Source organism: Curtobacterium sp. 260, assembly GCF_030803485.1.
Lineage (GTDB): Bacteria > Actinomycetota > Actinomycetes > Actinomycetales > Microbacteriaceae > Curtobacterium.
In genome coordinates this window covers 408,046-431,819 of the sequence record NZ_JAURUY010000001.1, presented here as the reverse complement: position 1 = coordinate 431,819, position 23,774 = coordinate 408,046, and the positions used below count along the sequence as shown (strand labels likewise).

General features: G+C 71.8%; 22 protein-coding genes. 4 read left to right on the top strand and 18 right to left on the bottom strand.

Translation table 11 applies throughout. The features are described 5' to 3' along the window. Window positions 1-10: 10 nt before the first annotated feature. Both J2X59_RS02030 and J2X59_RS02025 read left to right on the top strand, forming a co-directional pair. Entirely contained in the window at window positions 11-1,606 is a 1,596-nt protein-coding gene (locus J2X59_RS02030; protein WP_326495509.1) for an acyl-CoA carboxylase subunit beta, read from the top strand. Continuing rightward, a complete protein-coding gene (locus J2X59_RS02025; protein WP_326495508.1) occupies window positions 1,606-1,935 on the top strand; it encodes an acyl-CoA carboxylase subunit epsilon in 330 nt (109 codons plus the stop codon). The genes J2X59_RS02030 and J2X59_RS02025 overlap by 1 nt, the downstream gene beginning before the upstream one ends. Before the next feature lie 472 nt (window positions 1,936-2,407). On the opposite strand, the gene J2X59_RS02020 is transcribed toward J2X59_RS02025, so the two are convergent. The 4 genes from J2X59_RS02020 to J2X59_RS02005 all read right to left on the bottom strand — a co-directional run bounded on the left by J2X59_RS02020 (window position 2,408) and on the right by J2X59_RS02005 (window position 6,856). Continuing rightward, the gene (locus tag J2X59_RS02020; RefSeq protein WP_326495507.1) at window positions 2,408-3,454 is read right to left on the bottom strand and encodes a hypothetical protein; all 1,047 of its coding nucleotides are present in this window, start codon (window positions 3,452-3,454) and stop codon (window positions 2,408-2,410) included. After that, window positions 3,451-4,752: a sensor histidine kinase gene (locus tag J2X59_RS02015; protein WP_326495506.1), complete on the bottom strand. Its 1,302-nt coding sequence runs from the start codon at window positions 4,750-4,752 to the stop codon at window positions 3,451-3,453. The genes J2X59_RS02020 and J2X59_RS02015 overlap by 4 nt, the downstream gene beginning before the upstream one ends. A gap of 5 nt (window positions 4,753-4,757) precedes the next feature. After that, window positions 4,758-5,474 carry a response regulator transcription factor gene (locus J2X59_RS02010; RefSeq protein ID WP_251155536.1) on the bottom strand — a complete coding sequence of 239 codons (717 nt, stop codon included), beginning with the start codon at window positions 5,472-5,474 and terminating at the stop codon, window positions 4,758-4,760. 122 nt (window positions 5,475-5,596) lie between these two features. Continuing rightward, on the bottom strand, window positions 5,597-6,856 hold the full coding sequence (locus tag J2X59_RS02005; RefSeq protein ID WP_326495505.1) for a class I SAM-dependent RNA methyltransferase: 1,260 nt from the start codon (window positions 6,854-6,856) through the stop codon (window positions 5,597-5,599). A gap of 14 nt (window positions 6,857-6,870) precedes the next feature. On the opposite strand from J2X59_RS02005, the gene J2X59_RS02000 reads away from it, so the two are divergent. Next, window positions 6,871-7,680 (top strand): Maf family protein, encoded by an 810-nt coding sequence (locus tag J2X59_RS02000; protein WP_326495504.1) that lies wholly within the window; start codon window positions 6,871-6,873, stop codon window positions 7,678-7,680. Between the two features lie 79 nt (window positions 7,681-7,759). Beyond that, entirely contained in the window at window positions 7,760-9,538 is a 1,779-nt protein-coding gene (locus J2X59_RS01995) for an acetyl/propionyl/methylcrotonyl-CoA carboxylase subunit alpha (RefSeq protein ID WP_326495503.1), read from the top strand. A gap of 151 nt (window positions 9,539-9,689) precedes the next feature. On the opposite strand, the gene J2X59_RS01990 is transcribed toward J2X59_RS01995, so the two are convergent. From J2X59_RS01990 to J2X59_RS01925, 14 genes are all read right to left on the bottom strand, one after another. Next, window positions 9,690-10,643, bottom strand: coding sequence for a hypothetical protein (locus J2X59_RS01990; protein ID WP_326495502.1), 954 nt, complete (start codon window positions 10,641-10,643; stop codon window positions 9,690-9,692). 294 nt (window positions 10,644-10,937) lie between these two features. Then, window positions 10,938-12,584, bottom strand: a complete 1,647-nt coding sequence (locus J2X59_RS01985; RefSeq protein WP_326495581.1) for a phospho-sugar mutase — start codon at window positions 12,582-12,584, stop codon at window positions 10,938-10,940. Window positions 12,585-12,655: 71 nt separating this feature from the next. Beyond that, window positions 12,656-13,483 (bottom strand): purine-nucleoside phosphorylase, encoded by an 828-nt coding sequence (locus J2X59_RS01980; protein WP_066655080.1) that lies wholly within the window; start codon window positions 13,481-13,483, stop codon window positions 12,656-12,658. A 32-nt stretch (window positions 13,484-13,515) separates the two neighbouring features. After that, a complete protein-coding gene (locus tag J2X59_RS01975; protein WP_209685140.1) occupies window positions 13,516-13,794 on the bottom strand; it encodes a PTS sugar transporter subunit IIB in 279 nt (92 codons plus the stop codon). Further along, window positions 13,791-14,237, bottom strand: a complete 447-nt coding sequence (locus J2X59_RS01970; RefSeq protein ID WP_326495501.1) for a PTS sugar transporter subunit IIA — start codon at window positions 14,235-14,237, stop codon at window positions 13,791-13,793. The genes J2X59_RS01975 and J2X59_RS01970 overlap by 4 nt, the downstream gene beginning before the upstream one ends. Window positions 14,238-14,239: 2 nt before the next feature. Then, window positions 14,240-15,352 (bottom strand): adenosine deaminase, encoded by a 1,113-nt coding sequence (locus tag J2X59_RS01965; protein WP_326495500.1) that lies wholly within the window; start codon window positions 15,350-15,352, stop codon window positions 14,240-14,242. 125 nt (window positions 15,353-15,477) lie between these two features. Next, window positions 15,478-16,767 (bottom strand): thymidine phosphorylase, encoded by a 1,290-nt coding sequence (locus tag J2X59_RS01960; RefSeq protein ID WP_209685137.1) that lies wholly within the window; start codon window positions 16,765-16,767, stop codon window positions 15,478-15,480. A 1-nt stretch (window position 16,768) separates the two neighbouring features. Then, complete coding sequence (locus tag J2X59_RS01955; RefSeq protein WP_326495580.1) at window positions 16,769-17,188, bottom strand: cytidine deaminase; 420 nt, start codon at window positions 17,186-17,188, stop codon at window positions 16,769-16,771. 184 nt (window positions 17,189-17,372) lie between these two features. Next, on the bottom strand, window positions 17,373-18,659 hold the full coding sequence (locus tag J2X59_RS01950; protein ID WP_066655089.1) for an ABC transporter permease: 1,287 nt from the start codon (window positions 18,657-18,659) through the stop codon (window positions 17,373-17,375). Then, window positions 18,656-20,002, bottom strand: coding sequence for an ABC transporter permease (locus J2X59_RS01945; protein WP_251159538.1), 1,347 nt, complete (start codon window positions 20,000-20,002; stop codon window positions 18,656-18,658). The genes J2X59_RS01950 and J2X59_RS01945 overlap by 4 nt, the downstream gene beginning before the upstream one ends. Further along, on the bottom strand, window positions 19,999-21,519 hold the full coding sequence (locus J2X59_RS01940; RefSeq protein WP_066655091.1) for an ABC transporter ATP-binding protein: 1,521 nt from the start codon (window positions 21,517-21,519) through the stop codon (window positions 19,999-20,001). The genes J2X59_RS01945 and J2X59_RS01940 overlap by 4 nt, the downstream gene beginning before the upstream one ends. Window positions 21,520-21,614: 95 nt before the next feature. Continuing rightward, a complete protein-coding gene (locus J2X59_RS01935) occupies window positions 21,615-22,685 on the bottom strand; it encodes a BMP family lipoprotein (RefSeq protein ID WP_066655092.1) in 1,071 nt (356 codons plus the stop codon). Between the two features lie 269 nt (window positions 22,686-22,954). Next, window positions 22,955-23,155, bottom strand: coding sequence for a hypothetical protein (locus tag J2X59_RS01930; RefSeq protein ID WP_326495499.1), 201 nt, complete (start codon window positions 23,153-23,155; stop codon window positions 22,955-22,957). 163 nt (window positions 23,156-23,318) lie between these two features. Next, entirely contained in the window at window positions 23,319-23,723 is a 405-nt protein-coding gene (locus tag J2X59_RS01925; protein ID WP_326495498.1) for a hypothetical protein, read from the bottom strand. Between the last annotated feature and the right edge of the window lie 51 nt (window positions 23,724-23,774).

The window sequence follows — 23,774 nt, the reverse complement described above, 5'->3', positions numbered from 1 at the left end:
GGGTGAGCGGGTGACCACAGGAGACACCCCCGACCTCTCGACCACGGCCGGTCGCCTCGCGGACCTGCGCGAGCGCTACCACGAGGCCGTGACCGCCGCGGGCGAGGCCGCCATCGCGAAGCAGCACGCGAAGGGCAAGGGCACCGCCCGCGAGCGCATCGAGCAGCTCCTCGACGAGAACTCGTTCGTCGAGTTCGACGAGTTCGTCCGCCACCGCACGACGTCGTTCGGCATGGACGCGAAGCGCCCCTACGGCGACGCCGTCGTGACCGGCGTCGGCACGATCCACGGCCGCAACGTCGCGGTCTACGCGCAGGACTTCACCGTCTTCGGTGGCTCCCTCGGCGAGGTCGCCGGCGAGAAGATCGTCAAGGTGATGCAGCACGCACTGAAGACGGGGGTGCCGATCATCGGCATCCTCGACTCGGGCGGTGCCCGGATCCAGGAGGGCGTGGTCGCCCTGGGCAAGTACGGCGAGATCTTCCGCCTGAACACCCAGGCCTCCGGGGTCATCCCGCAGATCTCCATCGTCATGGGTCCGGCAGCCGGTGGTGCGGTGTACTCCCCCGCGCTCACCGACTTCGTCATCATGGTGGACAAGACGAGCCACATGTTCGTCACCGGTCCGGACGTCATCAAGACCGTCACCGGCGAGGACGTCGGCTTCGAGGAGCTCGGCGGCGCACAGACGCACAACGCCGTCTCGGGCGTCGCGCACTACCTGGCCGAGGACGAGACCGACGCGCTCGACTACGCGCGTTCCCTCGTCGGCTTCCTGCCGGACAACAACCTGTCCGACCCGCCGGCCTACGACGTCGCCCCGGAGCTCGAGACGACCGACGCCGACCACGAGCTCGACGTCGTCATCCCCGACTCGACGAACCAGCCGTACGACGTCACCACGATCGTCGAGCACATCGTCGACGACGGTGAGTTCCTCGAGGTCCAGCCGCTCTTCGCCCCGAACATCATGGTCGGCTTCGGCCGCGTCGAGGGTCGCACCGTCGGCATCATCGCGAACCAGCCGCAGGCGATGGCCGGGACGCTGAACATCGACGCCGGTGAGAAGGCGGCCCGCTTCGTGCGGTTCTGCGACGCGTTCGGCATCCCGATCCTGACCCTCGTCGACGTCCCCGGCTACCTGCCCGGCACCGACCAGGAGTGGACCGGCGTGATCCGCCGCGGCGCGAAGCTGCTGTACGCGTACGCCGAGGCGACCGTGCCGCTCGTCACCGTCATCACGCGGAAGGCCTACGGCGGCGCCTACATCGTGATGGGCTCGAAGCAGCTCGGTGCGGACATCAACCTGGCGTGGCCGACCGCCGAGATCGCGGTCATGGGCGGCCAGGGCGCGGTCAACATCCTGTACCGGGCCGAGATCAAGCGCGCGGAGGAGGCGGGCGAGGACGTCGCCGCGGTGCGCACCAGGCTCGCGAACGAGTACACCTACAACGTGGCGTCGCCGTACCTGGCGGCCGAGCGCGGCGAGCTCGACGGCATCATCCAGCCGCACGCGACCCGGGTCTCGGTGATCAAGGCGCTGCGGGCACTGCGCGGGAAGCGCGCGTCGCTGCCGCCGAAGAAGCACGGGAACATCCCGCTCTGATGGGACGACACGCAGCACACCTCCCGGCGGACGCCACGATGCCGGCCGCAGCGGGCAGCCCGGTCGGCGCGCACACCACGGCCGGCGCAGACACCACGGTCGGGCCGGACACCACGGTCGGGGCCGACGTCCGGGTCGTCGCGGGCGACCCATCGCCGGAGGAACTGGCGGCCGTCGTCGCCGTGCTCCAGCGGCAGGCCGACGAGGTCGCCGCCACCGGTCGCGCCGAGGTCACCGAGTCGCCACGGACCGGGTGGGACGCGTCCGCCCGTGGCCTCCGCCGGCCGCTCGAGCACGGCTCCGGCGCCTGGGGCCGCTCGTTGCGCTGACCGACGGTCTGCGAGCGGCACGCCGCACGTCCTTCCACGGACCCCCGCCGTTCCCCGGCGGGGGTCTTGCGCATCCGGGGGTACCGGCGGCACGATGTACCCCTCTCGCACCGCGCGACCCGGTCGTCCACCTCGGGTTGCGGGGTGCACTTCCCGGTCGGTCTCCCCTCGGCCGGGGGACACGGCGACCGCGGAACCACCGGGAAGGCGTGGTTTGTCCCCCATAATGACGACTGACACGGCTTCGGGCAGCGGGCATAGTTGTCTGTGTTCGGTGTCCTTCCCAGAAGAACATCGTTGGTCGGTGGCCGACTAGGGTACGACGCCTCCGACCAGCTGCGAGCCAGGGCGACATTCGGGTTGTCGCTCAGGCTCGGGTCGTGAACGGGCCGGCCCCTCGGGACCGGCCCGTTCCCCGTTCCCGGGTGGCCTTGCGCGCGCGTCTCGCTGCACGACGGCCGCCGGTGCCTCCTCAGACCGTCGCGCGGCGCGGGATCTCGGTCCAGAGCACCACCGAGTCGTCCTCGTCGCCGTCGTCGTCCGATCCGACGCCGAGCGCCGCGGACTCGCTCGCCGCGGTGTCCAGTCGCAGCCCGACGATGGTGACCGCCGCCTCCGACCCCTCGGCCACCGTCCGGACGATGACGTTGTCCGCCTCCCGGGCTCGGCGCAGCGCACCGGCGATCTCGGCGTGCACCCGGCGGAGCTCGTCGATCTCCAGGTCGTCGAGGCCACCGTCGTCGTGCAGCTGCACCGTGGCTCCCCGTCGCCGCAGGCGCATGACCTCGTCACGGACGTCGTCGGACAGCAGCGACCGACCGCGGATCTCGTCGCGGATCGCCTGCTCGAGGTGCAGGCACTCGGCCCGCTCGGCGTCGGTCAGGTCCCCGCCCCGGTCGATCACCTGCTGCAGCATCGGCAGCGCCATCCGGGTGGTCTGGCTCAGGCGGAACTGCCGTTCGAACACGTGGGCGTCCTGCGCGGCCTGCCAGTCCGCGGTCTCCTGCTCGGCACGGATGAAGTCGCGCGTGGCGCGGGTCGCCCGGTCCATCGCGACGGTGAAGCCGGTGGCGACGGCGACCCACGTCAGGTTGCCGACCAGTCCGAGCGCGCCGAAGGCACCCGGTCCTGCCCAGACCACACCGAAGACCGTGACGAAGCCGACGCCGACCCACGCGAAGGCGCGGCGGCCCCGCACGACGAGCACGACCATGAGCGTGCCGACCGCGGCGACCCACCAGGTGATCGAGTCGTCCTTCACCGTCGGGTCGACGACGGGGGCGGCGATGACCGGCATGACCAGCGCGGTGGCCAGTGAGAAGCACGCCGCCCAGACCGGGAGGGTCCGACCGGGCAGGAAGATCGCGACGGCGCTCGCGGCGGCGTAGAGCGCCATGCACGTGAGCACCGGACCGACGTCACGGACGAACGGGAACGACGCCACGCCCAGCACGAGGTGGAAGACGGAGAACAGCGCGGCGAGCCCGATGGCGATCCTCGCCGGCAGCGACACCCTCATGCGGACACCTCCGGGTGCCACTCGAGGCGGACCCGCGTACCCGCCCCGGGGTTGCTCGCGACCACCGCCGTGCCGCCCACGGCCTGCACCCGTTCGATGATCGAGCGGCGGACGCCGAGCCGCGCGGCAGGGACGGCAGCGAGGTCGAACCCGGCGCCGTCGTCACCGACCTCGACGTGCACGGCGCCACCACGCTGCTCGACACGGACCCACCGCTCGACCCCTGCCCCGCCGGCGTGCTGCACGCTGTTGACGCACGCCTGCAACGCCGCGGATGCGAGCGCGTCCGCGATCGTCGCCGGGATGCGCAGCCCGCCGACCGGGGCGTCCCGCAGCCGGACGGGAGCGGCGAGCGCTCCGACGGCGTCGGTGATGCGGACGCGGAGGTCGTGCACCGTCACGGGCGGGGCCGCCCCAGGCAGGTCGGCCGCAGCGGCGCCGAGGTGGTCGATGGCGTTGCGCGCCATGCGGGCGGCGAGGGCCTCCGCCTCGGGCGTGTCCGCGCGTGCGGCCGAGAGCAGCGTGGTCAGGACGCTGTCGTGGACGATCGCGTCGACCTGCACCCGCTCGACCTCGGTCGCGTGCTCGCGGATCGCGAGCGAGTAGCGCCGCACCGCGGTGGCCTGTGCGGCGTCCACCGCAGCGGCGGCCCGACGGAGGAGCACGGCGATGACGAGGACCGCTCCGCTGAGGAGCGCCGAGTACACGCCCTGGAGCACCGCGCTGGCCCCGGCGTCGCCACCGAGCGGCGTGAGGCGCACGACGACGTAGACGGCGGGCACGAGCGCGGTGTAGACGGTCGCACGCCACGGAGCGAAGCCCATCGCCGCCGCCGTCGACCCCACGGTGAGGAACCACCACGGCCAGGGGTACTGACTGTCCGGGATCGGCTCGCGGACGGTGAGCGGCCACGTGACGAGCACGACGAGGAACAGCAGCGCGCACACGATCTGGGCGACCTGCGCGAACCGCTGCGCGAACGCGGACACCCCGACCGCGACGAACGACGCGCCGAGGACCGCCGCGGCGACCGGGCCCCACACGGGATCGAGCCACGGCAGCTGCCGCACGACGGCGGGCGCGTAGACCGCGCCGTACCCGACCGCGGCGACCGCGATGAGGATCGCGAAGAGTCGTTCGACCGATGCCTGCGTCAGCGCGGGTCGCACACCGCGCAGAGGGTCGACGCCGAACGGTGCCGCCTCGGTCGGCGCGACGTCGTCCGTCGCGGAGCCCGACCCGTCGGGCGCCCCGGCCGGCACACCTGCCGACCGTGCCGGTCCGGCCGTGGTGGCCATCGGGGTCAGCGGCCGTCGGCGTCGGGGTCGATGCCCGAGTCGAGCCCGGGCAGGATGCCGTCCTCGACCGCGCGGCGCAGCAGGTCGACCTTAGTCGGCGCCGGACGCCCCACCTCGACGTACTTCACACGGATGCGGTCGAGGTACTCGCGCGCCGTCGAGTACCCGATGCCGAGCTGCTGCGCCGCGAGCTTGAGCGGCAGCCCGGAGGCGTAGAGGTGCAGGATCTCGCGCTCGCGGCGTCCGAGCTGCGCCTTGGCGAAGTCGCGGTCGGCGTCGATGGCGCTCGCCCACTCGAGGTTGTTGAGCACGTCGCCGCGGGCGACGGTCGCCACGGCCGCCATCACGGTCTTGGTCGCGGACGACTTGGGGATGACGCCGGCCGCCCCTGCGGCCAGTGCCTCGCGCACGCTCGCGACGCGGTCGGCGATCGAGTGGACGAGCACCGCGGAGCCGGTGCCCTGCACACCCTTGACGTTCGCGGTCACGGTCGAGCCGTCGCCGAGCGACAGGTCGAGCACGACGACGTCGACCTCACGCCCGCCGAGCTGGGCGACGTACTCGGGCACGCTCGCGGCGGTGAGCACCACCTCGAACCCCTCGTTCTGGCACGCCGCCTGGATGCCGAGCCGCACGGACTCGTGGTCGTCGACGATCGCGACGCGGACGGGCCTGGTGGCCAGTCCGGTCGTCCCGCTGCTGGTGTTCGTGTCTGCTGCCACGGTGACCTCTCGTTCCGATGCGCGCCCGGCCCCTGTCGCCGGGAGCGATCACCGACCAAGGATACCCAGGTCGGACCCAGGCTCCGAGTTGTGGGACACCGCGTCACACTGCGGACCCGGGGTCAGGCGATCGGGACCAGCCGCGCGACCGCCTCGAGGTGGTGGGTGTGCGGGAACAGGTCGAACGCACGCAGCGCCTCGAGCCGGTACCCGAGGTCGGCGAAGGTCGCGACGTCGCGCGCCAGGGCGACCGGGTCGCAGGCGACGTAGACGACCTGCGCGGGCTGGAGCGCGGCGACCTGCACGACGACCTCGCGGCCCGCGCCGGACCGCGGCGGGTCGAGCACGACGGTGCCGGCACGGAAGCGCTGCAGCTCCGGTCGGGACGCGTCGGCGGCCGTCCGGGCGAGCCAGCGGTCCACGCGGCCGGTCTCGGCTCGCGCGCCGATCCACTCCGCCAGGTTCTCCTGCGCGTGCTCGGTGGCCCGGGCCGCGCTCTCGACGCTCGTGATGCGGGCCTTCGGGCCGACGACGTCGCCGAGTGCCGCCGCGAGCAGTCCGACGCCGCCGTAGAGGTCGAGGTGCTGCCCCTCCGGGTCGAGCCGGTCACGGTCGACCAGGTCCTGCACGGCCGCGGTGAGCACGGCCGGCGCCTGGCGGTGGACCTGCCAGAAGCCGTTGTCGTCGACGGTGAACGAACGCTCCCCCACGACCTCGGTCACGACGGTGGGCTTCTGCTCGTCGATGACGAGCCTGGCCCCCTCGGCGCCGCTCGGCGCGAGGACGTCGACGACCGACGCGCCCGGCATCGCACCGCGCCCGAGCGGCGCACTCTCCTGCACACGCGCGGAGGCGAGCGGGAGCGAGGCCACCGGCACCACCGTGTGGGAGCGCGAGGCGAACGGGCCCGCCGTACCGTCCTCGTCGACGTGCAGCCGGACGCGCGTGCGCCAGCCGAGGCCGTTCGACTCCTCGTCACCGGGGGCGGCCTCGACGGTGACGTCGTGTCCGAGCACCTCGGTGAGGTCCGTGCGGGCGAACCGCGCGAAGGCGTCGACCAGGACGTCGTGCTTGAGGGTGCGCTGGTGCGGCAGGGCGATGTGCCCGAACTCCGCACCGCCGGCGCGCACGGCGGGGTCGCGGTCGAGGGCGGCCTCGGGCCAGACGTGGTCGACCCGGTGCTCGCTCGGCGTCAGGACGGACACGGTGTCGGCACGCCAGAACGACTTCTTGCGGTCCTCGGTCACGCGCGCGACGACGCGCTCGCCCGGCACCGCGTCCGAGACGAAGACCACACGCCCCTCGTGCCGTGCCACCGAGATGCCGCCGTGGGCGATCCCGGTGACGTCGAGTTCGAGCAGCGTTCCGACGGATTCACCCATGGTTCGATGTTCCCATGCGTCTGTACCTCGCGAGTACCTCCCCCGCCCGCCGTGCGCTCCTGGCGCAGACCGGCATCGAGCCGGTGCTCGTCGCGCCGGGCGTGGACGAGGACGCCGCCGTCGCCGCCGCGCGGGCCGCGCTCGGCCGAGAGCTCACCGGTCCGGAGCTCGTCGGGCTCCTCGCGGTCGCCAAGGCGGACGCCGTCGCGGACGCCCGCGTCGCCGGGTCCGCCGTGGACGGCTTTGTGTTCGGCGGCGACTCCGCCTTCGAGGTGGACGGCGTCCTGCACGGCAAGCCCCACGACCCGGAGGTCGCGAAGGAGCGGTGGCGGCAGATGCTCGCCGCGGGCGGCGGCACCCTGTGGAGCGGCCACTGCGTCGTGGACCGGCGCCTCGACCGCGGTCTCGACACGGCCCCGGACGCGACCGGGGACCGGCCTGGAGGCGCGGGGCGGACCGGCACCGTGCCTCCTGTCCGACGGGTGGATGCGGCAGACGGCGGGCCGCTGGGCATCGCCGGTCACCTCGGTGACGTCGCGCCGGGCGGGTCCACGCTGGTCGCCGCCGGCGACCACGTCGTCGCCGTGGACAGCGCCGTGCTGACCTTCGCCGAGGACGTGTCGATCGAGGAGATCGACGCGTACGTGGCGACGGGTGAGCCACTCGAGGTCGCGGGGGCCTTCACGATCGACGGACGGGCCGCGGCGTACATCACGCGCATCGACGGAGCACCGTCGGCCGTGGTCGGGCTGTCGCTGCCGGTCCTGCGGTCGATGCTGCTCCATGGCTTCGGCGTCGCCTGGCACGATCTGTGGGCGCTGTAGACATCCACACTGCTGGACGCCGTTTCTTTGTACGTGCCGGTCAAAACCGGCCGCCGCTGCACGAATACGCTGACGTACCATGCCCCGTATCAGCAAGGTCCTCATCGCGAACCGCGGCGAGATCGCCGTCCGCATCATCCGCGCGGCCCGCGACGCTGGCAAGGCCTCGGTCGCGGTGTACGCCGACCAGGACCGCGACGCCCTCCACGCCCGCCTCGCCGACGAGGCCTACGCGCTGAACGGCACCACGAGCGCGGACACCTACCTCGTGATCGACAAGATCATCTCGGTGGCCCGCCGGTCCGGCGCCGACGCCGTGCACCCCGGGTACGGGTTCCTCGCCGAGAACGCCGACTTCGCCCGTGCCGTCATCGACGCCGGGCTCACCTGGATCGGCCCGTCGCCGGAGTCGATCGAGCAGCTCGGGGACAAGGTCTCCGCGCGCCACGTGGCCGAGAAGGTCGGCGCGCCGCTCGCGCCGGGCACCATCGAGCCCGTCGCGGACGCTGCCGAGGTCATCGCGTTCGCGGACGAGGTCGGTCTGCCGGTCGCCATCAAGGCGGCCTTCGGCGGCGGCGGCCGTGGCCTGAAGGTCGCACGCACGCGCGACGAGGTCGCCTCGCAGTTCGAATCGGCGACGCGCGAGGCCATCGCCGCGTTCGGTCGCGGTGAGTGCTTCGTCGAGAAGTACCTCGACAAGCCGCGCCACGTCGAGACCCAGTGCCTGGCCGACGAGCACGGCAACGTCGTCATCGTCTCCACCCGCGACTGCTCGCTGCAGCGTCGGCACCAGAAGCTCGTCGAGGAGGCCCCGGCGCCGTACCTGACGCCCGAGCAGCAGACGCGCCTGTACGAGTCGTCGAAGGCGATCCTCCGCGAGGTCGGCTACGTCGGTGCCGGCACCTGCGAGTTCCTCATCGGCGCCGACGGCACCGTGTCCTTCCTCGAGGTGAACACGCGCCTGCAGGTCGAGCACTGCGTCTCCGAGGAGGTCACGGGCATCGACCTCGTCCGCGAGCAGTTCCGCATCGCCGAGGGCGGCACGCTGGACTACGCGGACCCGGCACCCCGCGGTCACTCGTTCGAGTTCCGCATCAACGGCGAGGACCCGGGACGGAACTTCTTCCCGGCCCCCGGTCCCGTGCACGCGTTCACCGCACCGTCGGGCCCCGGCGTCCGCGTCGACTCCGGTGTGGTCTCCGGCGACGTCGTCTCCGGCTCGTTCGACTCCATGCTCGCGAAGCTCATCGTCACCGGCGCCACCCGCGAAGAGGCGCTCGAGCGGTCGCGCCGCGCCCTGGCCGAGTTCGAGGTCACCGGACTGCCGACCGTGCTGCCCTTCCACCGTGCGGTCGTGTCGGACCCGGCGTTCGCGACGGACGACGAGACGCCGTTCAGCGTGTACACGCAGTGGATCGAGACGGACTTCCAGAACGACATCCCGGCCTGGAGCGGTTCCCCCGAGGAGCTCCCCGCACCGGCCGCCCGTGAGAGCGTCGTCGTCGAGGTCCAGGGCAAGCGCATCGAGGTCACCATGCCCTCGATCGTCGGCGGTGGCGCTGCCGGCGCCGCCGGTCGGCGTCCGGCCGGTCCCTCCGCTCCCCCGAAGCGCCGGTCGTCCGGCGTGAAGGGCGGGCTCGTGTCCTCGGGCTCGGTGACGTCCCCGATGCAGGCAACCGTCGTGAAGCTCGCGGTCGCCGAGGGTGACACCGTCGTGAAGGGCGACCTGCTCGTCGTCCTCGAGGCCATGAAGATGGAGCAGCCCGTCCAGGCTCCGCGCGACGGGGTCGTGACCGGCTTGAACGCCCCCGTCGGCCAGACGATCTCGTCCGGCCACGTGCTGCTCGAGCTCGCGTAGCGCGCCGCAGGCCGGGCGCCGCGGCCGCGCGCCGCCCGCCGGCCCCGCACCGCACAACCGAAAGCACCTCATGCCACGCAGTTCCGTGGCGCGAGGTGCTTCCGGTTGTGTCCGGGCACGTCGCGCCGGCTGCCGTCCGCAGGAGGATCGCTCACCGGACGGTCGTGAAGTGGCCGCGCGCCGTCGGCACCCCGACGGCGCGCAGCACCGAGCGCAGCCGCTCCGTGTCGTCCGTCTCGACGACGCTGATCCGGCCGAGCGCTCGGACGTCAGGGTGGCGACGAAGCCGGTCCTCGCGCCGCTTCTCCGCGACGAGCACGTCCTCGGTCGTCATGCCCGCGGCACGCATGAACGGGTCGGCGTACTTCACTCGACCGTCGAACTCGAGGACCACGCCCTCGTCGGCGAACCAGAAGTCGACGACGCCGATCGGCCCCGAGCCGTCGCGGAACTCCTGCTGCAGCATCGGCCTCGGCGCCCCGACCTCGTCGAGCGCCACGCGAGCGACGGACTCGCCCGGCGACCCGGAGCGCGCGTCTGCGAGATCCAGAGCCCGCTCCGCCCTCGCTCGGAACTGTACGGCGGTGCTCTCGTCCAGTGTCGCGCGGAGTTCATCGAGGCTGGATCCGCGGGCGAGCGAACGGTCCACCGCAGGCACGCTCGTCCGCAGCGGGTACGCCACGGCGAGGTCGACCACCGTGGTCGCCAGGTCGGTCAGGGCTCGCCCGTTCGCCACCATGTACGACGTCCGGAGTGTGCGCCCCGCGCCGGCCCGCTTGTGCACGGACCGCAGCGACTGACCGGTGTATCGCAGCGGATCGATCACCTCGATCGGGACCGGGAACTCGCCGGGCCAGGGCAGCCCGTGCAACGCCGCGGCTGAGGCGTGCGAGACGACCAGTCGCGGCGCGAGCCGATCGTGCAACGCCTTGATCCGAGCGATGTGCCGCTCCCCCGGGGTCGCCCGTCGCCAGTCGTCCGCGACGACGAACCGGCCCGGGGCCAGTCGTACGAGCTCTCCCCGCAGCGCGCGATCGCGGTGGTCCCGCCCGCGCCGCCCGGTCTCGTCCGCGCCGCCACCGACCAGGATCTCCAACGCCGCCATGTCCTGAGCGTGGCGCGCGCGCAGACCGGTCACGCGCCTCCCGGCCGTGCCTGTGAGCAGCGAGCGCTCGTCCCCGCTCTGTGCAGGAGGATCGGCCGCCCAAGGAGGTCCGCGCTCGTCCTCGATCCCGAGTTACCTGGATGCCTACGGGTGGTGTCAGCTGCTCGTGCACAACGGAAAGCACCTCGCGCCAGGTGATTCCGTGGCGTGAGGTGCTTTCGGTTGTGCAGGCAGCGGCGGCACCCGCACCGCAGGCGCGGGCGGCGGCGCCAGCGGCGCGCCAGCGCCGCGCCGCTACGACACGCGGGGCCGCACGTCGGCGGCGAGGGCGTCGACGAGCGTCTGCGCCTCGGCCGGCGAAGCCGCCACCGTGTCGATGTAGACCTTCACCTTGGGCTCGGTGCCGCTCGGGCGGACGATGACCCGCGCGCCGCCCTCGAGGTCGTAGCGCAGGATGTCGGACGGCGGGAAGCCCTCCACCCCGTCCGAGTAGTCCGTCACCCCGGTGACCGCGCGGCCGCCGAGCGACGAGGGCGCCGATGACCGCAGCGACGTCATGATCTCCCCGATCCGCGACAGGTCGTCCACGCGGGTCGACACCTGCCCGGAGGCGAACGCCCCGAACTCTGCCGCGAAGGCGTCGAGCTGGTCGGCGACGGTCCTGCCCTCGGCTGCGAACGAGACGGCGAGGTCGAGCATCGCCAGGGCCGCCGAGATGCCGTCCTTGTCGCGGACGACGCCGGGGTCGACGAGGTAGCCGAGCGCCTCCTCGTACCCGAACACCAGGTCGGGCACGCGGGAGACCCACTTGAACCCCGTCAGGGTGTCCCGGTACCCGAGCCCGTACCGCTCCGCGACACGGGCGAGCGCGGGCGAGGACACGATCGACGCCGCGAGCACACCCGTCCCGTCCGACGAGCCCGCGGCCTGCGCCCGCGCCGCCGCACGCCAGCCGAGCAGCCAGCCGACCTCGTTGCCGGACAGGCGACGGAACGAGCCGGCACCGTCGGGGATCGCCAGGGCGAGGCGATCGGCGTCGGGGTCGTTCGCGATGACCAGGTCGGCCCCGACCGCGACACCGCGCGCGATCGACAGGTCCATCGCACCCGGCTCCTCCGGGTTCGGGAACGACACCGTCGGGAACGCGCCGTCCGGCTCGATCTGCTCCGGCACGACGGCGGGCTCGGCGAACCCCGCCGCGGCGAACACGGCTCGCGCGGTCTCCCACCCGACGCCGTGCATCGCCGTGTAGACGACCTTCGGTTGCGCGTCGACCGGGAGGGCCGGGGCCGGCACCGTCGCGGCGGTCGCGTCGACGTAGGCCCGGGCGAGCTCCGGACCGGCGACCGTGTAGTCGGTGGCGCGCGTGAGGTCGCGGACGTCCCCCGCGGCGACCGCGTCGATCGCCGCGGCGATCTCGCCGTCGACCGGCGGGACGATCTGCGAGCCGTCGTCCTCGCCCCCGAGGTACACCTTGTAGCCGTTGTCCCGCGGCGGGTTGTGGCTCGCGGTCACCATGACGCCCGCGCCGACACCGAGGTGGCGCACCGCGAACGCGAGCACCGGCGTCGGGAGCGCGGACGGCAGGAGGGTGACCTCGAGCCCGAGGCCACGCATGACCTCGGCGGAGTCGCGGGCGAAGACGTCGGAGTTGACCCGGCCGTCGTAGCCGATCACGACGCTGCGGTCACGACCGGTGTCGATCAGGAAGCGCGCGAGCCCCGCCGCGGCCTGCGTGACGACGACGCGGTTCATGCGCTGCGGCCCGGCGCCGAGCTCGGCGCGGAGGCCGGCGGTGCCGAACTGCAGGCGACCGGCGAACCGCGAGGCGAGCTCCTCGGCGTCGCCGCGGTCGATCAGCTGCTGGAGTTCCGCACGGGTCTCGTCGTCCGGGTCCTGCTCCACCCACGCGCGGGCGCGGGACAGGACGTCCTCGTCCACGGCGGCGAGGGCACCGCCGTCACCGAGGTCGCCGTCCGCGATGGCGCCGTCCGAGGCGCCCTCGTGCCGGGTCACAGCGCCGCCACCACGCGGGCGAGGAGGTCCGCGATGACCGGCTCGGCCTCGCGCCCGGCCTCGAGCACCTCGGCGTGCGAGAGCGGGGTCTTCTGGATGCCCGCGGCGAGGTTCGTGATGAGCGAGAAGCCGAGGACCTCCATGCCCGCCTGACGGGCGGCGATCGCCTCGAGCGCGGTCGACATGCCGACGATGTGCCCGCCGATGGTCTTCGCCATCTGCACCTCGGCCGGGGTCTCGTAGTGCGGGCCGCGGAACTGCGTGTAGACGCCCTCGTCGAGGGTGGGGTCGATCGACTTCGCGACCTCGCGCAGCCGTGCCGAGTACAGGTCGGTCAGGTCGACGAACGTGGCGCCCTCGAGCGGGCTGTCCGCCGTCAGGTTGATGTGGTCGCTGATGAGGACCGGAGTGCCGGGCGTCCAGTGCTCCTTGATGCCGCCGGCGCCGTTGGTCAGCACCATGACCGACGCCCCGGTCGCCGCGGCGGTGCGGACGCTGTGTACCACGCGACGGACGCCGTGGTTCTCGTAGTAGTGGGTCCGTGCACCGATGACGAGTGCGTGCCGGCCGTCCTGCAGGCGGATCGACCGGACCGTGCCGGAGTGTCCGGGCACCGCAGAGGCGCTGAAGCCGGGGACCTCGGCCGCGGGGATCTCGGACACCGTCTCGCCGATGATGTCGGCGGCCTTGCCCCAGCCGGAGCCCAGGGTCAGGGCGATGTCGTGCCGCTCGATGCCGGACCGGTCGGCGATGACGGCGGCGGCGTCGCGGGCGACCTCGAACGGGTCGGCGGCGGGGTCGTTCAGCGGGTTCTCCGTGCTCATGCCCCAACTCTAGAGGCAGCGTCGGGAGCTGCTCAGTGCTCCCCGAGCGCCCGGTCGACCGCGGCCGTGATCTCGCCCTGGTCGAAGTGGTTCCGGATCACGATGACCTCGGCGTAGGTCTCCCCGATCGCCTCGACGAACTCCTGGCTGGTCAGGATCACGTTGGCGTCCTCGGCCACGGCGCGCACCGAGGCGACGTCCGCCGCGACGACCGACGCCGAGAGCCCGAGCGTGCCGAGGGCCTTCTCCGCGTTCACCTTGAGGATCCCGCTGGACCCGATCCCCGCACCGCAGATCGTCACGATCTTCACACCGACACCCCCATGATCGTCCGGACCTCGTCCGCCGAGCCCGCCGCTGCGAGCCGCGCGGTCACCGTGGCGTCGTTGAACGTGTTCGCGATGTCGCCGATCGACTCGAGGTGCGTCCCGACCTCGGCGACCGCGAGCCCGAGGACGACCGACACCGGGTCGTTGTGCGGGTGCCCGAACGACACCGGTTCGCGCAGGGTCACGACGGCCAGCCCGTCCCGCAGCACCGCCGGTCCCGGCCGGGCGTGCGCGAACGCGAGTCCGGGCGAGATGACGATGTACGGGCCGTGCTCCTCGACCAGCTCGATCATCGCGTCGGTGTACGGCGGCGTCGCCGACCCCGAGGTGACGAGCGCGGCACCGGCGAGCCGGAGCGCGTCGCGCCACGAGGACGCGCTCGCTCCGAGCACGATGGCGTCGTCCGGCAGCGGCGGCAGGGACATCGCTAGGCCTCCTGGTGTCCGGCCGTGATGGTCGCGATGATCTCCTCGCGGTCCTCGAGCGGCAGGAACGAGCCGAGCGCGGCGTTGATCTGGAACGCGGCGAGGTCGTCGAGGTCGTAGCCGAAGGTGCCGGCGAGCAGGGCGAGCTCGCGCGACAGCGACGTGCCGCTCATCAGGCGGTTGTCGGTGTTCACCGTCACGCGGAAGCCGAGCTGGTACAGCACGTCGAACGGGTGGTCGGCGAGGTCGTCGCCCCACGCGGCGATCGCACCGGTCTGCAGGTTGGACTGCGGCGCGACCTCGAGGGGGATCTCGCGGTCGCGGACCCACGACGCGATCTCGCCCAGCGACGCCAGCGTGGAGCCGTCACCGGCGTCCGACAGGGTGATGTCCTCGAAGATCCGGACGCCGTGGCCGAGGCGGAGCGCCCGACCGTCCACCAGCGCGGAGCGGATCGACGCCAGCCCGTCGGCCTCGCCGGCGTGGACCGTCACCGGGAACAGCTCGGATGCCAGGTACCCGAACGCCGCACGGTGGTTCGCGGGCGGGAAGCCTGCCTCGGCCCCCGCGATGTCGAAGCCGACCACGCCGCGGTCCCGGTGCCGGACGGCGAGCTCGGCGATCTCGAGCGACCGGTCCGCATGACGCATCGCGGTGACCAGCTGGCCGATCCGGATCGCGCCACCGGCGGCGTCGACCGCTTCCTCGATGCCGGCCTGCACCGCCTCGACCGTCTCGTCGAGCGTCAGCCCACCCCGCAGGTGCTGCTCCGGTGCCCACCTGATCTCGCCGTAGACGACCCCGTCGGCCACGAGGTCCTCGACGAACTCCTTCGCCACACGGTGCAGCTGCGGCGCGGTCTGCATCACCGACGTCGTGACGTCGAAGGTCTGCAGGTACTCGACGAGCGAGCCGCTGTTCGACTGCTCGGCGAACCACGCGCCGAGTGCCTCGGGGTCGGTCGTCGGCAGCTCGATGCCCGCCTCGTCCGCCAGGTCGACGATGGTCGCCGGGCGCAGACCCCCGTCGAGGTGGTCGTGCAGCGAGACCTTGGGCAGGTCGTCGATGACCGCTCCGGCGTCGGGCAGGCGGTGGGTCGGGGCGTCGGCGCTCATGCTCCCAGGCTAGCGGTGGTCGCCGACGCCGCGTCGGCACCTGTGCACAACAGACGGACGGACCGACTGGAGGCTCCCCACAGACGAGTGGGGAGCCTCCGGTCGGTGTGGCCGGGCCGCGGCGCTCAGCCGGTGATGCGCTCCCGCACGATGGGGCCGCGCTCGGGCGCGGACGACCCGATCGCCCACGCACCCTCGAGCGACTCCAGCGCGCGGTCGAAGCGCGCCGGCTCGTCGGTGTGGAGCGTCCAGAGCGGCTGGCCCGCGGTGACGGTGTCGCCGGGCTTGACGTGCAGCTCGATGCCGGCTCCCGCCTGCACCGGGTCCTGCGCGCGGGCCCGGCCGGCGCCGAGACGCCACGCGGCGATGCCGAACGGCAGGGCGTCCTGCTGGACGAGCACACCCGACTCCGTCGCCGTGACCACGTGCTGCTCGCGGGCGACCGGCAGGTCCGCAGCGGGGTCGCCGCCCTGTGCCTCGATCATCCGGCGCCACGTGTCCATCGCGCGACCGTCGGCCAGCGCTGCCGCGGGATCGGCGTCCGGCAGCCCGGCGAGCCGCAGCATCTCCGACGCGAGCTCGACCGTCAGCGAGACCACGTCGGACGGGCCGCCGCCGGCCAGGACCTCGACCGACTCCCGGACCTCGAGCGCGTTGCCGATCGTCAGGCCGAGCGGGACCTCCATGTCGGTGAGCAGCGCCGAGGTCGCCACGCCCGCGTCGTTGCCGAGGTCGACCATCGTCTGCGCCAGCTCCTTCGACGCCTCGTACGTCGGCATGAACGCACCGGAGCCGAACTTGACGTCGAGCACGAGCGCACCCGTGCCCTCGGCGATCTTCTTCGACATGATGCTCGACGCGATGAGCGGGATGCACTCGACGGTGCCGGTGATGTCACGGAGCGCGTAGAGCTTCTTGTCCGCCGGTGCCAGTCCCGAGCCGGCCGCGCAGATGACCGCCCCGACGTCGCGGAGCACCTCCATCATGCGGTCGTTCGAGATCGACGCCTGCCATCCGGCGATCGACTCGAGCTTGTCGAGCGTGCCGCCGGTGTGGCCGAGCCCGCGGCCGGAGAGCTGGGGCACCGCCACCCCGAACGACGCGACGAGCGGCGCGAGCGGCAGCGTGATCTTGTCCCCGACGCCTCCGGTGGAGTGCTTGTCCACCGTGGTCTTGCCGAGGGCGTCGAACGACATCCGCTCCCCCGACGCGATCATCGCGAGCGTCAGGTCCTTGATCTCCCGCCGTTCCATGCCGTTGAGGAAGATCGCCATCGCCAGGGCCGCCATCTGTGGGTCCTCGACGTACCCGCGCGTGTACGCGTCGACGAGCCAGTCGATCTCGGCGGTGGCCAGGGCCTCGCCGGAGCGCTTGGTGCGGATGAGGTCGACGGTGTCGAAGGGCTCGACTGCCATGTCAGTGCTCCTGCTGGTAGGTCGCGAGGGTGCGGGGCCCGAACGCGTCGGGGAGCACCTGGTCGATCGTGCGGATGCCCGAGACCGTCTCGAGGAGCATGCCCTCGGTCGAGTGCTCGAACAGCAGCTGCCGGCACCGGCCGCACGGCATGAGCGTCGCACCGTCGCCGTCCACGCAGGTGAACGCGACGAGCTTGCCGCCGCCGGTCATGTGCAGCTGCGAGACGAGCGAGCACTCGGCGCACAGGGTGACCCCGTACGACGCGTTCTCGATGTTGCAGCCCGAGACGATCCGTCCGTCGTCGGTGAGCGCAGCAGCGCCGACCGGGAACGACGAGTACGGCGCGTAGGCCCGCCGCATCGCGGCGGTCGCAGCGTCCCGCAGGGCGCCCCAGTCGACGTCGACGCTCGCGTCGATCACGGTGTCCGGGTCGGACGGGAGGCTCGTGGCCGGGTCCGTCCAGGACGGCTCGCCGGTCGCGGGGCCGATGGTGACGCTCCCCACCGGCACGGCCGGACCGCCGCTGGCGCGTCGCTCCGGTACCGGCGGCGTGGGCCCACCGTCTACAGCGTTCGTGTCGGTCATGTGCCGCGCCTCCAGGCCGTCAGCTCTTGGTGTACGGCTTGCCGGCGGCAGCCGGTCCGCGCGACTGCCCGACCAGGCCGGCCACCGCGAAGATCGTGACCACGTAGGGCAGCATGAGCAGGAACTCGCTCGGCACCGGGGAGTCGATCGCGCCGAGGATGTTCTGCAGGTTCGACGCGAAGCCGAACAGCAGCGCCGCGAGCGTCGCCCGGATCGGGTCCCAGCGACCGAAGATGACGGCGGCCAGGGCGATGTAGCCCGCGCCCGCGGTCATGTCCTTCGTGAACGGGCCGACCGCGTCGAGCGTGAAGTACGCGCCGCCGAGACCGGCGATCGCGCCGGCGAGCGAGACGTTCCAGAAGCGCGTCCGCGCGACGTTGATGCCGACCGTGTCGGCGGCCTGCGGGTGCTCGCCGACCGCGCGGAGGCGCAGGCCCCAGCGGGTCTTGAACAGCGCGAAGGTGACGACCGCGACCGCGACGTAGGCGAGGTAGACGACGACCGTCTGCTCGAAGAACACCGGGCCGATGACCGGGATCTGGTGCAGGACCGGGATCTCGAGCTTCGGGAAGCGCACGCCGATGTTGAGCGTCTGCTCGTTCGGCGAGAGCACCTGCGAGTAGAGGAAGCCCGTCAGGCCCGAGATGAACGCGTTGATGACGACACCGACGATGACCTGGTCGACCAGGTACTTGATGCTGAACGCCGCCAGGAGGAACGAGACGAGCACGCCCGCGACGAGCGCACCGACGAGGCCGACCCACGCGGAACCGGTCAACGATGCGATCATCGCCGAGGTGAACGCGCCGGCGAGGAACTGGCCCTCGATGGCGATGTTCACGACGCCGACACGCTCCGAGATGACGCCGCCCAGGGCACCGAACACGAGCGGGACGCTGAGGCCCAGGGCGCCCAGGAGCAGGCCCGGCACGGGGATGGTGTCACCGGCGGCCGACCAGGCGAGGAAGCCGACGACGAAGACGACCGCGAAGACCGCGGTCAGCCAGAGCGGGATCCGGCGGTTCGCGCGGACCTCGACGACGGCGTACACGGTGGCGAGTGCCAGCAGGACGATGACGACGATGCCGGTGCCGGTCGCGGGGAGCGGCACGTTCGGCAGCGCGAAGAAGTCGCCGCCGTTCGCGAGCCGGAACGTGGTGTCGCCCGCACGGTGGAGCACGCCGAAGAACAGCAGCGCGAGCAGGGTGAAGACGCCGAAGCCGATCGGGGCCTTCCAGCTCCGGGTCGTCTCGATCGGGCGGTCGGACAGCGCCGGTGCGGGCGCCGCGGTGGTGGTGGTGCTCATGCGGCGACCGCCTTCCGGGAGTTCTTCGCGGCACGACCGCGACGACGCGCACCCGGCTGCGGGATGCGGAAGATCGCGCGGACGAGCGGCGGTGCGGCGATGAACAGGACGATGAGCGCCTGGATCACGCCGACGATGTCGATCGGGATGTCGTTCGCGGCCTGCATGGCGTAGCCGCCGTTCTTGAGGACGCCGAACAGGATCGCGGCCCAGAACACGCCCCACGGCTTCGAACGGCCGAGGAGGGCGACCGTGATCGCGTCGAAGCCGATGCCGGCGTCGATGCCCGAGGTGAAGCCCGAGGTCACGGCGCCCTGCACCTGGTAGGCGCCGGCGATGCCGACGAGCGCACCGGAGATGACCATCACCCAGATGGTGAGCGCGGGGACGCTCATGCCGGCGACGCGGGCGGCGCGCGGGTTCTCACCGATCGTGCGGAAGCGGAAGCCGAGCGACGACTTGTTGACGAGCCACCACACCACGACCACGGCGATGAGCGCGACCACGAAGCCGAGGTCGATGCCGTACCGGGGACCGAACAGCGCCGGGAAGACCGCGCTCTCCTTCGTGGCGGGCGAGATCGGGTTCGAGCTGCCCGGCGCCTGCAGCAGCCCCGGCGTGCGGAGCAGGTAGCTGACGAGGTAGAGCGCGACGTAGTTGAGCATGATCGTCAGGACGACCTCGTTGGCACCGGTGCGGGCCTTGAGGACCCCGACCAGGCCACCCCAGACCGCACCGCCGACGATGCCGGCGACGACGGTGAGCGGGATGTGGATCGCGGCGGGGCCGTCGAACGAGAAGCCGACCCAGCCGGCGGCTGCGGCACCGATGAGGATCTGACCCTGGCCGCCGATGTTGAAGAGGCCGGCCCGGAAGGACAGCGCGATGCCGAGGCCCGCGGCGATCAGCGGCACGGCGTAGTCGACCGAGCGCGTGATCGGCGCGATGGCCTGCGCGAAGGAGCTCGCGCCGAAGTTCACGACCGAGCCCTGGAAGAGCGACCGGTACGCGCCACCGACCGCGGTGCCGACGGCCTGGAAGGTGTCGGCGGGGCGGGCGAAGAAGTACCCGGCCGCCGCGCGGACGTTCTCGTCGGTGACGGCGATCAGGATTCCGCAGGCGACGAGGGCGAGGACGACGGCGAGGACGGTCACGAGCACGGAGCCGTTGACGATGCTCTGCAGCGCCGTGCTCCAGCGGTCACCGCCGGCAGCCCGACGCTCGGTGTCGTCCGCCGAGTCCGTCATGAGGTGCGGGGTGCCCTCGACGTCCTGCATGCGGTCGTCGGTGGGTGCCTCGGCCGGGGTCGCCGGCTGCGTGTTGTCTGGCGTGGGGGTGCTCACGCTGCCAGCTCCGTTCCTTCTGGGATCTCCCCGGCCATCATGAGGCCGAGGACGTCGCGCGGGGTGTCCGCGGGGACGATGCCGACGATGCCGCCGCGGTACATGACCGCGATCCGGTCGGCGAGCGCCACGACCTCGTCGAGCTCCGTGGAGACGACGATGACCGGGACGCCGGTGTCGCGGGTGGCGACGATGCGCTTGTGCACGAACTCGATCGAGCCGACGTCGATGCCGCGCGTGGGCTGCGCGGCCACGAACAGCCGCAGCTCGCGGCTCAGCTCGCGGGCGAGGACGATCTTCTGCTGGTTGCCGCCCGACAGCCGACCGGCCGCCGTGGTGCGGGACGGCGTGCGGATGTCGAACTCCGCGATCTTCTCGTCGGCGAACGCGTCGCGCTCGGCGGCGCGGATCGTGCCGGCCCGCACGAACTCGTCGTGGTCGGCGCGGTCGAGCATGAGGTTCTCGGCGATCGTGAACTCCCCGACCAGGCCGTCCTCCTTGCGGTCCTCGGGCACGAAGCCCACCCCCGCGTCGAGGACCTGCTTCACCGTGCGACCGGTGAGCTCCTTGCCGTCGAGCGTGATGCGACCCGCGTGCACGGGCTCGAGGCCGATGATCGCCTCGGTCAGCTCGGTCTGCCCGTTGCCCTGCACACCGGCGATGGCGAGGACCTCGCCGCGGCGGACGGTGAACGAGACGTCGTCGACGAGCACGACGCCCGACGGGTCGGTGACGGTCACGCCCTCGACCACGAGGGCGTCCTCGCCGCCGGACGCGGGCGTCTTGTCGACGACGAGCGAGACGGCCCGGCCGACCATGAGCGCAGCGAGCTCGTTGTTCGTCGCGGTCGGCGAGGCCTCGCCGACGACCTTGCCGAGGCGGATCACCGTGATCCGGTCGGCGACCTCGCGAACCTCGCGCAGCTTGTGCGTGATGAAGACGATCGCGGTGCCGGCCTCGCGGAGCTGGCGCATGATGCCCATCAGCTCGTCGGTCTCCTGCGGCGTCAGGACCGCCGTCGGCTCGTCGAAGACGAGGACCTTCGCGTCGCGGGACAGCGCCTTGATGATCTCGACGCGCTGCTGCACGCCGACGGGCAGGTCCTCGATGCGGGCGTCGGGGTCGACGTCGAACCCGAAGCGGTCGCTGATCTCGCGCACGCGCTTGCGGGCGCCGGCGAGGTCGAGACGACCGCCGAAGGTCGTCTGCTCCTGACCGAGCATGACGTTCTCGGCGACGGTGAACACCGGCACGAGCATGAAGTGCTGGTGCACCATGCCGATGCCGGAGCGCATGGCGTCACCGGGGCCGTCGAAGTCCTGGACGACGTCGTCCAGTAGGATCTCGCCCTCGTCCGCCTGGTACAGGCCGTAGAGCACGTTCATCAGGGTGGACTTGCCCGCACCGTTCTCGCCCAGGAGGCAGTGCACCTCACCGGGTTCGACCGTGAGGGAGATGTGGTCGTTCGCGACCAGGGGGCCGAACCGCTTGGTGATTCCGCGGAGCTCGAGCTTCATGTTGTCTACTGCGTTCCTGTTGGTCAGCGCGTCACCCGTCGGTGGACGCGCGGAAACGCGGGCGGAGGATCGATCCCCCGCCCGCGTTCACCCGACTACTTGTCCGACTGCGTCTCGACCGTGATCGAGCCGTCGATGATGCCCGACTTGATCTTGTCGAGCTCGTCCTGCAGACCCGAGTCCACCTTGGACTCGTAGTCGTGGAACGGCGCGATGCCGACGCCGTCGTTCTTCAGGGTGCCGACGTACGGCTCCTTCGAGAACTTGTCGTCCGCCGCCTGCTCGACGACGTCCTTGACCGCCGGGCGCATGCCCTTCATCACCGAGGTGAAGGCGATGTCCTTGTAGCGGGGGTCGGCCTCGTAGAGGTCGCTGTCCGCACCGATCAGGACGGAACCGTTGTTCGCGTCCTTGATCGCCTCGGCGGCCGACTGGTAGATCGGGCCGCCGACGGGCAGGATCACGTCGGCGTCCTGGTCGAGCAGGGTCTGCGCGACCGACTTGGCCTGCGTGCCCGCCTCGAAGCCACCGGTGAAGGAGCCCTTGCCGGTCTCGACGTTCCAGCCGACGACCTTGACGTCCTTCTTCTTCTGCTCGTTGTAGTACTTCACGCCGTCGGCGAAGCCGTCCATGAAGATGGTGACGGTCGGGATCTGCATGCCGCCGAAGGTGCCGACGACGCCGGTCTTCGAGTAGGACGCCGCCGCGTAGCCGGCCAGGAAGGCGGCCTGCGAGGTGTCGAACGTGATCGGCTTGACGTTCTTCGCGTCGATCGAGTTGTCGTCGATGATCGCGAACTCGGTGTCGGGGTTCGCAGCTGCCTGCTTCTTCGTGGCGTCTGCGAGGTTGAAGCCGACCGTGATGATCATGTTGCAGTTCTGGTTGACGAGCTGCTCGATGTTCGAGTCGTAGACCGTGGCGTCCTTGGACTCGGCCTTGTTGTAGTCGGCGCCGAGCTCCTTCGCCGCGTCGACCATGCCGTCGAAGCCGAGCTGGTTGAAGGACTTGTCGTCGAAGCCACCGGCGTCGGAGACCATGCAGGGGCGGAAGTCGGTCTTCTTCGCCGAGGTGGTGTCGGACGGGGCAGCCGAGCAGCCGGCCAGGACGGCCATGGTGCCGGCGAGCGCGAGGCCGCTGAGCAGGACCTTGCGGGTACGAGATGTCACGGGTTGGTTCCTCCGGGGGGCGGTGCCCGGACCACGTGCGTTCCGGGCGATCGTGGCGACAGTACACGACCGTCGGGCCGGTACAGAACGCCCCTGAGGGACTCCTGGGATCAGTTACGGGATCGCGACCCCGCCGAAACGCGCCCGTAACGCCGACGTCCCCCGTCGCCGCGCTCCCGGGGGACGATCCTGGCATTTCGTGGTGGAGCGCTACAGCAGGCGGGACCCGCCGTCGATCGTGCACGGAAGCACCAGTCGACGGTCGCGCATCACTCGTCGGCCTGCTGCTCCGCGATGCGGTCGGCGTCGCCGGGGAAGCACAGCGAGACAGCCTGGACGGTGGAGCTGCCGGGGACCGCGGAGAAGCTGATGGACGCGATGTCCCCTCCTCCCCCGCCGAAGACCACCGGCCCGGTGCTCGTGTCGCGCGCAGTCACGCGCATGCCCTGTGCACGCCAGTGGTCGGCCATCGCCGTGCGTTCCTCCTCCGGCCGCCCCTCGATCGGGGCTGCACCGCGCTGGCCGGCACAGCCGACGGTCGTGACCACAGACAGCAGCAGCAGCGCCGTGACCGTGGTGATGCGACAGGCAGGACGTCTCGCCCGTATCTGCCCCAGCATCCGTCGGGCCAGCTCAGGACCCGCTGCTCTGCTCCTCTTCGATCTCATCGGCACTCCCCGGGAAGCAGAGCGATTCGGCCTCCAAGGTGTACTTGCCAGGGAACGCGTACAGATCGATCAACGCGGTCGACGCTCCACCTCGTCCGACGACGACCGGGCCGTCAGGATCCGCGACTCGTTCGACGGTCATGCCCGCGGACTGCCAGGTACTCGTGACCGTCGCAGCGTCGTTGTCCGGACTGCCACCTTCGTCCGTCCTGGTGATCAGGTAGACCCAGTTGGCTCCTTCTCCACCGTCGGGAAGCGTGCAGCTGTCGACGTAATCCGGACCCTGCGTGGTGACCCACTCGCCCCCGAGCTCCGACGCGGTCCTGTCGACGAGCTCGGTCATCTTCCGCTGAGCAGTCTCGGGGTCCATCTGGGCCGTCCTTCCGTCTCCGGATGGCGTCTCGCCGACCGAAGGATGTCG

Bases quoted from the DNA above. Each gene is read 5' to 3' on its own strand.
- J2X59_RS01940 (WP_066655091.1), bottom strand. From the start codon at position 21,519: ATGAAGCTCGAGCTCCGCGGAATCACCAAGCGGTTCGGCCCCCTGGTC.
- J2X59_RS02025 (WP_326495508.1), top strand. From the start codon at position 1,606: ATGGGACGACACGCAGCACACCTCCCGGCGGACGCCACGATGCCGGCC.
- J2X59_RS01995 (WP_326495503.1), top strand. From the start codon at position 7,760: ATGCCCCGTATCAGCAAGGTCCTCATCGCGAACCGCGGCGAGATCGCC.
- J2X59_RS02005 (WP_326495505.1), bottom strand. From the start codon at position 6,856: ATGGGTGAATCCGTCGGAACGCTGCTCGAACTCGACGTCACCGGGATC.
- J2X59_RS01925 (WP_326495498.1), bottom strand. From the start codon at position 23,723: ATGGACCCCGAGACTGCTCAGCGGAAGATGACCGAGCTCGTCGACAGG.
- J2X59_RS01970 (WP_326495501.1), bottom strand. From the start codon at position 14,237: ATGTCCCTGCCGCCGCTGCCGGACGACGCCATCGTGCTCGGAGCGAGC.
- J2X59_RS02015 (WP_326495506.1), bottom strand. From the start codon at position 4,752: ATGGCCACCACGGCCGGACCGGCACGGTCGGCAGGTGTGCCGGCCGGG.
- J2X59_RS01960 (WP_209685137.1), bottom strand. From the start codon at position 16,767: ATGGCAGTCGAGCCCTTCGACACCGTCGACCTCATCCGCACCAAGCGC.
- J2X59_RS01930 (WP_326495499.1), bottom strand. From the start codon at position 23,155: ATGGCCGACCACTGGCGTGCACAGGGCATGCGCGTGACTGCGCGCGAC.
- J2X59_RS01965 (WP_326495500.1), bottom strand. From the start codon at position 15,352: ATGAGCGCCGACGCCCCGACCCACCGCCTGCCCGACGCCGGAGCGGTC.
- J2X59_RS02020 (WP_326495507.1), bottom strand. From the start codon at position 3,454: ATGAGGGTGTCGCTGCCGGCGAGGATCGCCATCGGGCTCGCCGCGCTG.
- J2X59_RS01990 (WP_326495502.1), bottom strand. From the start codon at position 10,643: ATGGCGGCGTTGGAGATCCTGGTCGGTGGCGGCGCGGACGAGACCGGG.
- J2X59_RS01950 (WP_066655089.1), bottom strand. From the start codon at position 18,659: ATGAGCACCACCACCACCGCGGCGCCCGCACCGGCGCTGTCCGACCGC.
- J2X59_RS01980 (WP_066655080.1), bottom strand. From the start codon at position 13,483: ATGAGCACGGAGAACCCGCTGAACGACCCCGCCGCCGACCCGTTCGAG.
- J2X59_RS02000 (WP_326495504.1), top strand. From the start codon at position 6,871: ATGCGTCTGTACCTCGCGAGTACCTCCCCCGCCCGCCGTGCGCTCCTG.